5 protein-coding genes are annotated in these 17339 nt (G+C 37.6%); 4 read left to right on the forward strand and 1 reads right to left on the reverse strand.

Going from position 1 to position 17339, the window contains the following annotated elements:
- Positions 1 to 3: 3 nt before the first annotated feature.
- Entirely contained in the window at positions 4 to 1254 is a 1251-nt protein-coding gene (locus IE867_RS01125; protein ID WP_192482932.1) for an HlyC/CorC family transporter, read from the reverse strand.
- Positions 1255 to 1550: 296 nt separating this feature from the next.
- On the opposite strand from IE867_RS01125, the gene IE867_RS01130 reads away from it, so the two are divergent.
- From IE867_RS01130 to IE867_RS01145, 4 genes are all read left to right on the forward strand, one after another.
- On the forward strand, positions 1551 to 5975 hold the full coding sequence (locus tag IE867_RS01130; RefSeq protein WP_192482933.1) for an RCC1 domain-containing protein: 4425 nt from the start codon (positions 1551 to 1553) through the stop codon (positions 5973 to 5975).
- 86 nt (positions 5976 to 6061) lie between these two features.
- Positions 6062 to 9559 carry a glycosyl hydrolase family 18 protein gene (locus IE867_RS01135; RefSeq protein ID WP_192482934.1) on the forward strand — a complete coding sequence of 1166 codons (3498 nt, stop codon included), beginning with the start codon at positions 6062 to 6064 and terminating at the stop codon, positions 9557 to 9559.
- A 108-nt stretch (positions 9560 to 9667) separates the two neighbouring features.
- Positions 9668 to 12637 (forward strand): COG1470 family protein, encoded by a 2970-nt coding sequence (locus tag IE867_RS01140; protein ID WP_192482935.1) that lies wholly within the window; start codon positions 9668 to 9670, stop codon positions 12635 to 12637.
- A 136-nt stretch (positions 12638 to 12773) separates the two neighbouring features.
- Positions 12774 to 17297, forward strand: coding sequence for an RCC1 domain-containing protein (locus IE867_RS01145; protein ID WP_192482936.1), 4524 nt, complete (start codon positions 12774 to 12776; stop codon positions 17295 to 17297).
- Positions 17298 to 17339 lie beyond the last annotated feature (42 nt).

A 17339-nucleotide genomic window follows, 5' to 3' on the forward strand; every position in this document is an offset into this window, starting at 1 on the left:
AATTTAGTTGATCTCATGGATCTTAACCAGTTTAATCATATTGTTTTCAACCTTTTTTACTTCAATGATAAAGCCATTGATTTTAAGACAACAGTTGCCAATTGGGATTTCACGTAATTCATCGATAATAAAGCCAGAGATTGTTTTAGCACCTTGGGTTGGTAAATGTAGATGCAAATGACGATTAATCTCACGAATGGTGGTATCTCCGGTGGTACTATAAGTATTATCTTTACCCGTTTTAATATGGGTTTCAAGGTTATACGTATCGGCAAATTCACCGACAATTTCTTCAATAATATCTTCAACGGTAATAATGCCTTCAATCTCACCATATTCATTCACCACGGTAGCAAAACGCATGCCCTTTTGTTGGAAATTAATCAATTGGCGCTTAATAGAGATATGATCAGGAATATAGTAAGGCTCTTTAAGCAATGTCAAAACCTCTTCATAGGTGGGGGTGTCATCTGTGGCAATAAACTTTAATGCTTCGCGTGTAAGAATGATGCCAGCTATGTTCTCAATATTTTCATAGCAGGCAATTAAAATTGAATGCTTAGAATGGATAATTTGATGAATGATTTGATCAATATCAAGACTTAAGTTGAGATACTCGATTTTATGATGTGGGATCATGACATCAGAGACTTTGATCTGATCAAGCTCTAACACACCTAAAAGCATATTTTTGTTGCGGGGGCCCAATTTACTTTTGGAGTCGTGAACAACCGAGTGAATCTCGTCACTACTTAATGGCTCAGCAGTTTCTTTGTGTTTTATGTTAAGTCCTACTAAACGGAATAACAGATTAGCAAAACCATTTAATAGCCACACGAGTGGATAAAATAAAACCAGTAAAATGAGCAATAAGAAAGAAGCGGGAAATGCTAATTGTTGTGGAAAAAGGGCAGCCAATGTTTTTGGAATAATCTCGGCAAATAGAAGAATAATGATGGTGAGCACAATGGTTGATATGATCATGCCAATATGTCCAAAATGCTGCTCGGCATAGCTTGTTAGAATGGCTGAGGCAATGATGTTGGCGAAGGTATTGCCAACAAGGATCATGCCTAACAGGCGATCAGGGCGCTTGATAAGGTTTAAACTGCGCTTAGCGGCTTTGTTTTTGCGCTTTGCCATGTGTCGCAATTTATATTTATTTAACGACATCATTGCGGTTTCAGAGCCTGAGAAAAAGGCAGAGCACAAAATTAAAACGACCAAAAGAATAAGTGTAAAGCTAAGATCCATGTGTGTTATTGGCTGTATATTAAATTTATCACTTGATTATCATAGCAATCAGCTGTGAAGCGCGCATTATTTTTATTGTTTTTTATTACCAAAAATGGGCGCTCGCAATGAGATTGATCTTTATATAATTTTGCTATGTATGGCGGGACCTAAAAAATGATTCGTAAAGCTTCTTTATTTAATCGAAAAATTCAAAAATATAATATAACTATTTAAATATCTGATTTTACGCTCTCGCCATTTAAGTTCATATTTCGATCCAAATAATTACTTAATCCGGCCCCGAGGAATATACTATGATCAGCAAAAAATACAAATTACTCTATATCTTATCTGTACTAGGCTTAACTGCTTGTGGTGGCGGTGGCGGCGGCTCATCAGCTACACCTGATACACCAACAATAGCAGCCAATGCCAAGCTTATGACCGATGTTTCACGTCCATATATGAGTGATAAAGAAGCGATACTTGAAATGTCTATTGAAGTAGGAAGTGTCAATCAAATGCTGTTACAGGCGGCTGATAACAAGACGCAGTTAGAAATATATTCAAGAGAATTCGTGAACACCAGTCAATCAAGTCATGCAATACATTTTGAGGAAATAAGCTCTGATCAGTCATGCCTTACCAAAAAAATTTTGCAGCCTGCAGAGAACTGTATTGATCAGTGGAAAGTAAGCACTGTCAATCAAGAAGATCAATATCAAGGCAAGCTTGTCTATGATAGCAATCTTGGTCGCATTGAAGCACCTATCCAAATTGTTTTCAAATCACCAACTGATCCAGTCTTTCAAAGAGATCGCTTTTCGATTAGCTCGGTTACACCCGTAGCAGTGGGCGAAACTACTAGCATCACGCTGAATAATAGCACTCAATATGCGATTAACCATCCTGTCATTGAATTTCCTAAAGGGCTCAAACCATTTATCACTGATATGTCGACTGTGACAGAGATTAAAAGTGGTCAATCAGCCATTATTCGTTTTAAAGTGGTTGATAATAAAGAAGCGCAACAGGCACTAAAAGCGTGGCAAGATGATCTTAATGCGAATAAAGAAGATACACATTTAAAATACTCAAGTGCACGTTTTTCGATGCAAGTTTACCCATTGCAACCAACAATTTATTTGAATGATTTAGTTATTCAAAAATCAAATGCTCAGAATTTCCGTGAGATAGGTGGTAAGTTAGCGATGGATTTATCAATACTTAATGTCAGTCAAGACAGCATGACAAATCTTATAACTGATATTACAAAAGGTAGTCAATATATCACAGTGGATCACTCAAAATGCCATTACCCATTACAAAAAAATAATAGCTGTATTGTCACCATTATCATTGATCCTAGCATTTCAAATGCCTATGCTGCCGATCAAGTCTTTGATGTAAGTTTCAGAGTGAATGATCAAAGCAATAGAGAGCCAAATGCAATGAGCTTTTTGCTGGATATGAATGCAAATGTTGCTATTGGTCTTGAAAGTACTTTAGTTGCAGATCATGACAATCAGATATATTTACAAAATAATAGCTTGATTCAATGGCTTCCATCATCTGATGTAGAAGACTATAAAATCATAGATGGAATGCTGAATGATATCACATCAGAATTTGTTATAGGCAATGGCGTTAAGTCACCTGATTGCTTAACTGCTCATACAATAGCTAAAAATACAGGATGTTATATTACTGTACTGCCAAATACTGACCAAACAGGCAAACAACTTAAGTTGCATTTAGATCATTCTAATGTGCAAAACGCAGCACTTTTATTGCCGAATTATAGCGCTAACGGCATTAGTGGTAATAATGCATTAACGCCTTCAACAGTAGTTAAAGGGCGTGATTTATCAATGTATTTTACAATAGCACCGCCATCGTCCAAAACATTTAAGGGCTTTGAATTAGTGGGTGTATCAGCTGCTACACAAGATATGAGTTATCCCAATAGTTGTAAACAAGGCGATATCGTCAGTGGTGACAATCCTTGTCAGCTTAAAATTGATATTGCTGGAGATGAAATTGATGGCGAGAATTTTAAACCACAATTAATCATACTCTGGCAAGATGGCACGCAATCAACTGTTAAGCTTAATATTGATGTGGTTGATCCTACGCAATCAGGCGAGGATGTAAGCGGGTTGTCTGATATTAACCTTTTACAGTCGCAAACGAATTATGTTGATATCAACCAAGATGGCATACAGATATTTATTAAAAATACAACGGGTAAAGTATTATCAGCTTTAAACATACATATACTAGCCCAATGGCTTAATGATTTAGTTGATTTAAGTCAGTTGCAGATGATCACACTTAGTCCAGATCAAGAGCTTATCGTTCATATTCCTCTTAAATCCGATAAATCAGCAAATGATTTAAGTGCTGCATTAAGAGATCATCTTGATGAGATTACCCATAATAATTATGAGGATGGATCTGGCGGTCAAGTAATACGTTTTAGTAGTAGTAACGCATTAGATGAGTACTTTCCGGAAATTCAGGTTGATACAATCCCATATTTTAGTAATGAAGATAACAAACAAACGCTAGCTTACACCATGATATTTGGCAAGCCTAGTCAACAGTATATCGAGGTAAAAAATCCAACCAATTATCGTTATGACATAAACTTCTCAGAAAGCTTACCCAGTGGCATTACCCGCGTGATGTCAGGTGCAATCAATGGGCTAACAAATTGTAGTGAATTTCCAAGTTTATTAGCAGGGGAAAAGTGTGCAGTAGCATTTATAGCATCACCAGATGCAAATGTTATTGAAGGAGATTATTTTGATCTAAGCATGACACCTGCTGAAGGAGATGTGACCATCGCGACAACACTGCAGATGAGCTTTAAAGTGAATTATGTTTATGATATCACTTATCAAACAGAGGGCAGTGCAATTGCAATACCATTATCAGGTCATAGGGTATATAACTTAAAATTAGTCAACAATGAACAAGGCATACAATGGGTTCCTTCGACGAATATTTCAGATTATATGATCAGTCATGACCAAGGCATTAGTGGACTTAGCATCACCACACCAACCATAATGCCAGATTGTATGAGTGGATCTGCAGTTGCTACGGATGGCTATTGTTATGTTGGCTTAGAGGTTGATGAGCATGCTTTGACACAGTCAAATTATCAATTAAGCCTTAAAATGGGTGAAAGTAATTTGGCACTTGATGTGTTGGATGTTGGGCAAGTATCAATTGTCGAGTACGGCAAGGCAAGTGTTCAGCTAGTGCAAAATAATCATAGCATTAATCATGTTGTACGCTCAGGAGAAATCATTGATGTGGTGATTTCAGCACCTGAGAACTGGCATACTGCTGTCGATGGTGATCAGCCATTTAGTATGAGTGCAAATCACTCAGCGATTAGCTTTCCTCAAGGGAGTATGTGTATTCTTTCACAGTCTGCACAAAGTACTGAGTGTAAGGTGCCTGTCCAGATTGATGAAGCGCTTCAAAGTGGTCATTATCTCTTGAAAATAATACCTGAACAGCAAACGATTCTACCTATTAATGTATCTGAATTAGACTTAGATGTCTCCTCAGTAAAATACACTTCGATTTCTAGTTTTAATAATCATGTTTGCGCACTCGATGACAAGAATAATGCTTATTGCTGGGGGCGTAATTTCAATGGTCAATTAGGGGCAGGAGAAAGTTATGAATATGCTTTAGAGCCGGTATCGGTTGTTTTGGGAGAAGCATCAGCAGCAAATCAGTGGCAGAATATTGCGGTGGGGTTCTACCATACTTGTGCACTTAACTTGCTTGGAGATGCCTATTGCTGGGGATCTAATTACAAAGGAGAGCTTGGCAATGGCAGCTTTCAAGAGAGTAATACACCCAAGGCACTTGCACAAGGCGAGATGCCAATGGATGTGAAACTAACAGAGATTAAATCGGGCGCTTCATTTTCTTGTGCGTTAGCGACAGATAAGCATGTTTACTGTTGGGGTAATAACCAAAATGGTGTATTAGGTGCTGGGATTACCGATCCAAATAAGACAGTGCCTGTAAGAGTTAATGAAGGTAATATAACGCCAGGTGCGGTGATTGAATCAATTTCTCTTGGAAATAACCATGCTTGTTTATTAACAGATACAAAAGAAGCGTATTGCTGGGGAAGCAATTACTTTAAAGAGTTAGGCACTCAATTGCCAGTGAATACATCAAATATACCAATTAAAGTAAACCTTGAAGGTGTGAATTTAAAAAGCATATATACGGGCCATTATCATACCTGTGGCGTGAGTGATCATAATGAAGCCTATTGTTGGGGTAATAATGAGAGTGGGCAATTGGGTACTGGAGTGCCTCCATCTTTAGGTGAAACTTTACCTAAAAAAGTAGAAAGTGGTTCAATGCCTGAAGGTGTGTATATAGAATCAATGGCATTGGGTAACGCTCATAGTTGTGCTATTGCAAGTGATCATAAAGTCTATTGTTGGGGTGCGAATCGCAATGGTTTGCTTGGCAATGGCGTTGAAACGGGTAGTTATGAAAATAAACCGATTGCGATTGTCCAAGGAGATATTCCAGAAGATGCTCTTATTAATTCAATTGTTGCCGGAAGTTCACATACATGTGTTCTTAGTATGAGCTATAGCTATTGTTGGGGTCGAAATACAAATGGTCAGCTTGGTAATGGTATGCTCAATAATAGCCTCATTCCTGTTGTTGGGAAGTTACCGATAATTTAAACACGCTAAAGTTAGAAAGCGTCACACATTTACTGTTTATCAAATCACTTCAAAGATAATTAACATGCTTTAAAGGAGGGCTTTGTATGCTATGTTATGTTAATAAAAGAAAATTAAAACTCATTACTATTTTATCATCGATGCTTTTGATAGGTTGCGGTGGCGGTGAATCCTCTGATTCAATGCCGAATCCAACCCCTTCAACATCACCAGATCCTGGGTCTCATCCTGTGCCAAATCCAACACCTACACCTACACCTACACCTACACCTACACCAAACCCTCAACCAGAACCTGAGCCGGAACCGGAACCAGAGGTTATTCCAGAAGGGATAGGACAGCTTACAGCCACTATTCATGAAGCGCCTTCTGAGCCTAATGCGCTAGACAATATTATGCTTGAATTGATCAATGAAACTGGGCAAAAATTTAGTTATCCACTTGCGTATCTTGCCAATGGTGTCGAGATGCGAAGTGGGCGTTACAAGATATCTACTTATGTTATTGGCAAAGATGAAATGGAGTATACGCTTTCTGATGATCAGATTGAGTTATACCCAAATGATAATAAAACCATTGCAATTACATTTCAAAAGGTTGAATCAGAACCCGAGCCTGAACCTGAAGAAAGTGAGCATATTGCGTTAATGCCGTTTAAGGATGTGAGTTTTAACATGCTATGGTCAACTACGCCACCACGATCCAATTTACAGGAAATTGCCGATGTTTCTAAACACTATGATTATATATTGGCATTTATTACGCAAAATGCGTGGTCAGATAGTTGTTTTCCAGCATGGGGTGGATCTCCAGAGCTTGCTTTAGATAAAGCGCTTTATGTTAATGAAGTCAATTACCTTAAGAATCAAGGAGGACATGTAGGGATTTCATTTGGTGGTGAAAATGGCAGTACGGTGGCAAGTAAATGTATGCTTAATGACCTTATTACTGTTTATCAAGAAGCAATTAATACTTATGATCCTTTTATGATAGATTTTGATGTTGAAGGTGGTGCTTTAAGTGATACTGAGGCAAATAATAAGCGAATAGATGCTTTGCTTGCAATTAAACAAGCCAATCCGAATGTTAAGTTTTCATTTACCTTACCTGCAAATATTGATGGCTTTCCACCATCTGCGATACAAATCATACAGCGCGCAAAGGAAAAAGGACTAGAGGTCTTTGAATGGAATATGATGACAATGGCATGGTATGCGCAAAAATTGCAAGATAAGCCCATATCAGATAGTGTTATTGCTGCAGCTGAGAAGGGGTTTACGCAATTAAAGTCAATTTATCAAGAGGCATCAGATGATGAAATTTGGCAGATGATACGTGTCACGCCAAAGATTGGTGTTGATTATGATTACAGTGAGTTTTATCCACAAGATGCTTATAATTTACAAGAGTATGTCAAATTAAAGAAAATGGCAGGCATTTCATTTTGGTCAATGGATGGTGATCGTAATCAAAATAAAACAGGTGATTTGGGTGATAATGCCAGTCCAGATTACTCAGGCGTAGAGCAAGCACCTTATGATTTTACGCGTGCCTTTTTGGGTAAGCTGCCGACACCTACGCCAACACCTGATGAAGTCAGTGTTAACTTCACTTTAAATGGAATTCCTTCCTTAGCAACAGGTAACTTGATATTGACAGATGCCAACAATCAAACATTTACATTTACGCTAGATCAGTTGCGATCTTCGGAGGGTGTTAACCTCATCAAGGGGGAATATACGTTACAATCGTTGATTATATACAATGGTGTGAATTATGTTCTATCGACACCACAAATGTCGATATCTCAAGGTATGTCATTACCTGCCATGATTGACTATACAGAGGTAGCTGCTAATGAGTTGGGTTATGTTAATATTTCGCTGACTGATTTACCTCAAGCTGCATCACAGCGGACAGTAACGGTTTATGATGCGCTTTATCGTGTTGTAGTCAGTAAAAGTACCAGTAACTTTATGACAGAGTTTGAGCTGCCAGAAGGAATATATCGCCTGTCGTATGAGGGGTATTTAGATGAAGTAAATAAGCGCTACTATAGTGCATCACAAACTGAACAGGTAGTCATTGAAAAAGACAGCACAAAAAATTTGAGCATAAGCTATACCGCAGATAGTTTGTTTTATAAGGTTGGTGCTTATTATCCGGCATGGGGAACATATGATCGAAATAATCAAATTCATGATTTGGATGCAAAAGACTTAGATGTGATTTATTACGCATTTTTAAACTTTGATAGCAATGGTAATGTTGTCTTAGGCGATAGTTATGCCGATATTGATAAACGCTTTACGACTGAAGTGGTAACAGAGCACGGAATCTATAAGCCTGGGACATGGTCAGGAGAAGGATCAGACAAACCTTTTTATGGTAATTTAGAGCGTATAGCGCAATTAAAAGGTTTTGCGAAAGAAAAATACAATAATACGTTGATTGCCGTGTTTTCCGTAGGGGGTTGGACTTGGTCAACGCATTTCGCTGAAGTCGCTAGAGATCCAGTAAAACGTGAGAACTTTGCCAATACAGCCGCTGCTTTAGTTCAAGCCTATGATATGGATGGACTTGATTTAGACTGGGAGTTTCCAGTATGGGGTGTGCAAAATGCTTTTTTAAATGCAGCACAAGCCGAGATTAAAGCAGCAGGGGCTAGTATTAGTGACGAGCAAAAGCAAGCCATCTATGATAAGCATTTGGCATATGAGGAAGCAGATAACTATGTTGAGCTCATTAAAGTGACACGTCAAAAACTTGATGAATTAGCCAATATTACAGGCAAACATTACCATTTGAGTATCGCAATTAATCAAGCACCAGATAATATTATCGTCAATAGCTATAGTAAGATGATGGATTATTTAGATTCGATTAATATTATGTCCTATGATGCTGCAGGGACTTGGGATCAAACGACAGGCAATCAAGCACCACTTTCAGCTGCTGAAGGTTCTGATGCGCCAAATTATACGACGACTAAAGGAACATGGAATTTAATAAGCTCAGTTGCGACATTAAATGCAGTTGGTGTTCCTAATAATAAGATTGTTGCTGGCATTCCCGCTTATGGGCGTCAATGGGTTGAGGTTGACGAAGGTCAAAGTCATATTCCAGGCGTTTATCAGACCGGTAATGCAGGTAATGGCGAATGGGAAGTTGGCAATCTGGGGTATAACTGTATCATGGGTGATACTTTCTCAGCGCAAAAGACAATTGAAGTTTGTCAAAGCTTTGAAGATACTGCCAGTGAGTATACTTATATTCTGGTGCGAGATAATAATGAGGTGCTTAGAAGTGTCGGTAATTTTGGTGAGGTAACAAGTGCAGGTTACCGTGTTAGTGGCATACTTTATCCTTTTGATAAAATTATTGAGAGTTATTATTACAATCCTATTAGTCAAATGTTTATCACTTATGACTCGGCGACGATGGTTAAAATAAAAGGTCAATGGATAAAACAACAAGGACTACAAGGTGGTATGTTTTGGGATAGCTCAGGTGATGCACCTAATCCTGCCACAAACCCAGATCCATCGCTAATTGATAGTTTGTCACAAACGTTCTCAGATTAGTGCTTATCAATAAATTAAATAAAGATATTAAATAATCAAATTTTACGAATACTTCTATTTGGTTCATATTTTGATCTTGAAAATTCCCCACGATAAAACTTAGGAGAAATGATGAAATTTAATCTAAAGCATACCTCATTACTATTTTCATTAGCATTAATAGGCTGTGGTGGCGGCGGTGGCAGTAGTAGTGGCGATATGCCAATTCCAACACCAGTAAAAGCGCAATTAAAAGCCCAAGAAGCTATCAAAGCACCTGAGGTTATTCAGTCAGGTAAGGCGACTGTATTATCATATACTGTAATAAACCCAGTTGTTGAGCAGGTCAAGCTTAGTGCTGTTGGTAGGGCCAGTAATAATACTGCTGTTACCATTCAAGGTTTTGAAATACCAGTGACTGATGGTGTTGAGTTAAATTATGATTTAAGCTTGCCGCAAAACACCTGTTTTGATGAAAAAGGTCAAGGTAAAGTATTACACGCCGGTGAGCAATGCAATATTGCTTTCTTAGCTAAGCTTGGTATGCCAGTTAATCAAGAAACCAATAAACACTTAACTTTAGCTGTAAGGACTTCAGAGAATGCAGAAGATCTTGTTATTAATAAATCACTGAAGTTTGTACCACAAAATGATGCACGATTAGTTGATTTATCTCATTCAGTTACAACAAATCATTATCTTAAGCCAGGCTCCACTGTAACAGTTGATGTGCGTAATCACTCTGCTGTAACTATCAATGCATTAACGATTCAGATGCCGCAGTGGCTAAAAGATATTGCATTGAATGTCACGCCATTACAGATTGCTGAGTTGCACTCTGGTGAAACCTTTAGTTTAAACTTTAGCTTAGCCGTTGATCAACAAACGATAGAAGCACTTAATATGCATCAAGGCGATCAGGTTGATTTAGTGCTTGAGGCGGCAAATGCTAAGGATGTTCATGTCATTGATTTTGAAGTCTCTACCTCAATTATTGATAGCAATAATGTCGTGTTTAACGCGCCTGAAATTCAAACCGTTACTTATACAAATAATACAGATGCAGCGTTAAATATTAATGCGGTCACGCTTGAAAATATCGCAGGTGACAGTGTTATTATAGAGGATAGTAATTGTCAAGAGACACTGTCGGCACACACGTCTTGTCGTGTTATTTTAAAAGCAGATGATAATGCTAGGCTAGATGATTACACAAAACCTGCTCAAATTACTTTGAACTATACAACAGAAAGTGGTTATCAGCTAAATTCTCAAAATAGTATCGATATTGATCCAGTGAGTTTGTCTATAGAAAATGATGTTCATGCTAAGCAGGGCGAGACGTTTGAGGTAAATGTTACAAATAATGGTCCATTTACTGCGGATCTGCCTGCAATGTCATATTTTAAAATCATGCAAGAAAATAAGAATATATCTGGTTTAAAGCTTGATCCAATGTCAAATTGCTTTAATACAGCGCTGGCAATAGGCGAGTCATGTCAGGTTAAAATACATGCCTCTGAGGATGTTGCACCAGATGGATACTTATTGCATATAGAGCAAGCAAATAATCTGGTTGCAGATGTTAATGAATCATTTTATATAAGTTCTGCAAGTGCTAGTATTGTTGTTGATGTTCAGGAGGGTTCAGACCAATCAAATATGGGAGCAATTAAATTAACCAATAATGGTGAAATTAATATTACGAATATTAGGACTGATCGCAATTTATTACCAGAGAGTATTGAGTTTTATAATGGTAGCAATGGTACTTCAAGTTATGGTGCGACATGGTGTACTGCTGAACTTTGCCCAAATTACTGTGAGATGAATGATGAGACATTTAATCTTGAGGTAGGAGCGTCTTGTCATTTATATATGTTTAGCCCAAGTGATGTGAATATAGCACAAGCACAGTTAACGATTAATGCGCTTGGTCAAGACTATCGATTTAATCTAGAAAAAAATATAATGTTGTATGCAGATACCCCAAGTGCAACACTCTCTAATCACAAACTTTATCAGCTTATGGGCGGTGGGGCTAGCTTTAAAGACGAAGATATAGCAAAACATTTGCATACAGCTGGAATGATAGAACAGTATTATTGGCTTGAGAATGATCCCGATCATAATACACTTGCTGTTGTTGTTATTGATAAGTCGCAGCACGATAAAAGAACTATTGAATTGCTTAAAAATATTGGTGGTGCTTGGGTTAATCTTGATTTTCCTAGTAACTATTATGTTTATCTTGGTGCTAGATCAATATTTAATCTAGCAGGCGAAATTCAAATTTTCGTTGGAGATAATTATTTAGAAAAAGCAATAAAAGTTATCGGGAAACCAACATCGTCAGGCTATACATGGAGTGAAGATTTTAGCATTGAAACTGATGTAACAGCCTATGATGATTTAAAAATGTCAATGGATCAACATGGCAATACTTATCTAATTAATTTTGATGGGTACCCTGATTCTGGTGCCCTTATAAAGCTGGATCCTAGTTTTGATGAAACGGTGTTATATTTATCAAAAGGAACGCTAAAGTATAATCTTTACTTTGCTCAAGCTGATTATATGGCAGTGATTGATGCATCAGATGCTGATTCACATAGCGTTAACTTTTTTAACTATCAAAGTAAGCCTATGGAAAGAGATGGAAATATTGTTATCAATCATCCTGATGCATCCTATTTAATGCCAAGTAACTACAAAGAAATTTATTCAGTGCATGCCATTCCAAATATGATGTCTTTTTATGCTTTAGTTGATGCTGGACATAGCAAAAAAGAAATTGTTCGGTGTGATATTGATTATGAGCATGGGCATTTTGGTGATGATTTACATTGTCGTGAATTAGCTGAAACCCCAGATGCAGCAGCAAGTGCAGAAACACTGAAGTTAATTAATGACAGATTATTTTTAATCGGTGCAAAGGTAAAAAAAGAAGCGTCACGTTCAAATAAATTATCTATCTTTGAGTATGCCGATAAACAATGGACTGAATTAAATTATCTATCAGCAGATTTTAGTGAAGGCTACCAAATATCTGAGTTAGGGCATCAATATTATTATTATCCGATCGAGCAACACGACTAGAACATTAATTATCAAATTCTCAAATATTTCTATTAAAAGAATTGATTTTACGACATCTTCAAGTCGGATCATATTGTACGTCATAAAAGATCATTGATTGAACCAAATGCTTTGAGATCCACAAACGGAGGACTACATGTCAAAATTTAATTATAAAAGTATTTACCTTGTTGTATTAGCAACGGCTATAACTGCCTGCGGGGGCGGTGGAGGGTCGGAAGATCCTTCACCTACACCTGATCCAGTGGTTGGTGTTCAGCCAAAACTTGCTGTAGCAAGTAGTATGTCTGAAAGCTATATGAGTGATAGCAATGCCATGCTAGAGATGCAGTTTATGGTTGAGGATGTTAATCATCTACATGTTAAAGCGGCAAACCAAAGTACACATTTGAAAATTTTAAGCAAAGAAGTGGTTAAAACAAGTTTAGATGATAGTAGTGTTGCTATCACAGCAGTTGATAATAGCAACTGTGTGATCAATAAAGAAATGACAATGGGTGAATCATGCTTAGATACATGGCAGGCATCAACCACAAAAGATAGCGATCAATTTGAAGGCAAGATTGTTTACAATACAAATATTGGCAAGGCAGAAAGCGATATTAAACTTACGTTTAAGTCACCACATGATCCAATCTTTAATATGGATAAGTTTAACATTGTTGATATCTCGCCAATGGGTACAGGTATGCAAAGTGAAGTCACTATTAGTAATGCAACTGCACGTGCTATTAACAATCCTGAGATTATTTTCCCAGCGGCTATACAAGCTTATGTCAAAAATATTCAAGCACCGATTGAGATAGAAAGTGGTGAAAGCGTCAAAATAAGCTTTGAAATAGAAGACTCACAAGCTGCTCTTGATGCACTTAGATTGTGGCAAGAACAAATGGTAAGTGATCCTAATGCATTAATTCAATACAAAAGCGCCTCTTTCCCAGCACAGATATATGAAGTCAGACCGACTATTTATCTACAAGAGCTTAAGCTTGCCACATCAAGTGTAAGTAAATTCGTGGAAGAAGATGGTATGTACCATGCTATGGTGTCACTACTTAATGTTAGTGGCAAAGCAATGAGTGATATTTCAATAACAGTGACACCGCAAACAGATGATATTGATGTAGATTTATCCATGTGCACTTTACCGTTAGATTTTAATAAAAGCTGCTTGGTTAAGGTTAATATTTCACCTGAGATTGCTCGGAAAGATGCGACTGGATTTAGCTATGATATAAGTTTTTTTGGTGCGGATATTACACATCGTGATCCAACTGTGTTACAAGTTAATATGCTTAATGATGTTGCTTTACACATTGGAGAAAATAGCACGTTTTTAGCAAACTACCAAAACCAAGTTGAGCTTCAAAATAGCTCACTACTGCATTGGCTGCCATCTAGTGAGCTTCAGGATTATCAAGTCGTTGATGCTAATGGTACTGTGGTTACAACAGATCGGGTTGAAGTCAGTGACGGCATAAAAACACCATCATGTACAAATGTGGCGTTTTTAGCCAAAGGGCAATCTTGTTATTTGACATTTAAGCCTAATGAAAGTGTTGAAAATGATCAGCTATTTTTAAAACTATCAGGCACCAATCATGATGCATTGCCTAATTTGTCATTACCAAACTACAGTAATAATGGGGTACAGCCAAGCAATCAACTTAACCCAGAAGCAATTGTGAAAGGCAAGGATCTAATTGTTTACTATACAATTGCACCAGCAGTTGAGAAAGTCTATAAGTCATTTGAGTTACTTAATATTCCAACAGCTGTACAGGATACAACAATTGGAAATAGCTGTATTTTAGGCAAGGCAGTTAGCGCACTATCTCCTTGTCAGTTAAAGATTAACATTCCTGCCGATATGATTAATGATAAGGTCTTTACGCCAGATTTATTAATTAAATGGCAAGATGACACAAATACGGAAAGTAAGTTGGTCGTTGAAATTAAGGATCCTGCGTCTAATGATGATTTAAGCAAATTAAATGAGTTAGCACTTCTAGAGCCACTTAAAAGCTATGTAGATATTGATCAAGAAAGTATGCAAATTATATTACATAATAATACTGCAAGAGTGGTTTCTGGGGTTCAGCTGAACTTCAATCAAAGTTGGATTGGTGAATTATTTGACCTGTCAATTGTGAAACAGTTGCACTCAATTGCTGTAGGTGATACTTACATACTACACCTGCCATTGCAACAAGATAAAACAATGGCAGATTTACATCAAGTCGTAAAAGATCATGCGCATGCGATTTTTAGTAATCATCTTAATGGTGATACTTTGGGTGATGTGATTGATATCCATACGAGTAATTCGGTTGCTAAGTATTATCCTGAGTTACGCGTTGATATCATGCCATATATCGATATGCCACAAACGACATTGTTGCAGGAGGTTCTATATCAACTGGTTTACACCAAGCCAAGTAAACAGCATGTAAAAATAACTAATCCGACGGAATATAGTTATACATTAGCATTTAATGAAAGTTTACCTCATGGTATTAAACGAGTGATGACTGGCAGTGTTAATGACTTAGCAAACTGTAGTGAGATAGGGCAACTAGGTGCGTTTGAGTCATGCGCTGTTATTTTTGAAGCAAATGCAGATGCAGCAGAATCAAGTGGCAATCATGCTGAGCTAATGTTAACAGAAATCAATGGTGATGTACCAATGACTATGTTAGAGATTCGCTTTAAAACAAATTATGTTTATCAGGTAAATTATGCGATTTCTGATCAATTGATGGAGATCCCTGAAGCAGTGGATTATGCTTTTTATGATATAAAGTTGGTGAATAATGAGTCTGATGTACAGTGGGTTCCTTCAACAGATCTCAATGATTATTATCTTGCAAATCATGTTGAGGGTCTTGAAGTTCTGCCTGCAGCTGAAGGTAAAAATAGTTGTACGCTAGGCAATAGTATTTCTCCAGATGAGTCATGCTATTTACAGCTTAGTGTAAGCAATACAGCGAAAGCGGGGGATTATGATTTATTGCTTAATGAAGGCAGTAGTAATTTAGCAGGTGATGCAATTAAAGCAGGCGCACTTTCTATTATTGAAAAAGGTAAGACTTTGATTAATGTGGTTGACGAATATCAGGATACGCAGTTTTCTGGCGCTTATTTAAATAAACGTTTTAGACTCAAAATAATACCGCCGAGTAATTGGCTAGACTATACAAAAGGTGAAAATCTTGTATATCAAGCTTCTTTCCAAAATGCACAATCAATGAGTACACAGTCACCACCTAGATGTACCATTTATAAAGAGAATCCGACAATGCCTTGCTATATATCATTAGAGGTAATAGCACTTAAACCAGGGTTTGATTGGCTTGGCGTACACATCAATGAGGTAGGTTCGGCAATCGTCAAACCAGATATTATTAACCCACAGTTAACTATCAATTTCTTAGATGATAGTTGGGCTTATGTATCTGCTGGCGGTAATCATACGTGCGCAGTAACAAAATCAGGCTATACCTACTGTTGGGGAAGAAATAACCATGGTCAATTAGGTAATGGAACAACTATTAATAGCGATCGCCCGCAAAAGCCAGTTGTTGTCAATCCAAATAATCAAGTTGTAAAATTCAAACGGGTAGAGGCTGGTCGTTATCACTCATGTGGTATTACCAATCAAGGAGATCTTTACTGTTGGGGCGATAATACAAATAAAGAAACATATATAGATGCTGCAACAAGTTATTTAAGTTATGGACGCTATGTTACAGGTATCTCTTCTAATGACACTCGAGAAATTATTGATTTGTCGTTAGGTAATGGTGTGAGCTGTCTTGTAAGGGATTTTAATGTGCCTTCTACAAAATCTAATGTTTATTGTTGGGGTAAAAATGATAAAGCGCAGCTAGGACGTTTTCCTGTGGGTTCAACCGGTCTTGCTTATTCAGAAAACGCACCGATAGTATCACAGTATTCATTCTTGGATATTGATGTTGGTAGTGATCATGCCTGCGGCATTCAAAATGGTGATAGTTATCCAGTACGCTGCTGGGGAGCTAATAAATTTGGGCAGCTAGGCACAGGCGTGAAAAATGACATTGGTCCGATGGAATTCAAGACTGTGTATGCAAAACCCCAACCTAATGTACTAAGACCAATCGCAAAGGTTTCAGCAGGTTATGGTCAAAGCTGTGCTACAAGATCAGACTTGGCTAGTAATATTTATTGCTGGGGGGTAAATATTTTTGGGCAATTAGGTAATGGACTGTCTGGATTTGATAAGCATGAAACCGAAGCAGTTGTTGCTAGTTTAAATACGATGGAAGCTAAGCCTGATTCAATTCAAACAGGTAGTGAGTATAGCTGTGCTGTAGTGCGTCATCGTGGCGATGTCTACTATAATAAAGTGGCGTGCTGGGGATCTGCAGGGTTTGGTCAGATGGGGCGGGCAGATACGAATACAAAGCGACTTGTGCCCACTATTGTGATGGATTTTTCTGATAAGCTTCGCGATATTACTCAGTTGGCACTTGGGCAACATCATACCTGTGTATTGGGTCAGTCACAAACAGATACAAATACTAATCGCTTATTTTGTACAGGTGATAATGACTATGGTCAGGTTGCTGGTACACAAAGTATTGTAACGACACCTGTAGAAATATTAACGCCACGCTAAGTAAAATTTAGCTGTTAATTCACTCATTGCCATCTATACTCA

It is taken from the genome of Cysteiniphilum marinum, assembly GCF_014857925.1.
Lineage (GTDB): Bacteria > Pseudomonadota > Gammaproteobacteria > Francisellales > Francisellaceae > Caedibacter > Caedibacter marinus.

Excerpts from the sequence above, each read along its gene's own strand:
- IE867_RS01140 (WP_192482935.1), top strand. The coding sequence starts at position 9,668 with ATGATGAAATTTAATCTAAAGCATACCTCATTACTATTTTCATTAGCA.
- IE867_RS01125 (WP_192482932.1), bottom strand. The coding sequence starts at position 1,254 with ATGGATCTTAGCTTTACACTTATTCTTTTGGTCGTTTTAATTTTGTGC.
- IE867_RS01135 (WP_192482934.1), top strand. The coding sequence starts at position 6,062 with ATGCTATGTTATGTTAATAAAAGAAAATTAAAACTCATTACTATTTTA.
- IE867_RS01145 (WP_192482936.1), top strand. The coding sequence starts at position 12,774 with ATGTCAAAATTTAATTATAAAAGTATTTACCTTGTTGTATTAGCAACG.
- IE867_RS01130 (WP_192482933.1), top strand. The coding sequence starts at position 1,551 with ATGATCAGCAAAAAATACAAATTACTCTATATCTTATCTGTACTAGGC.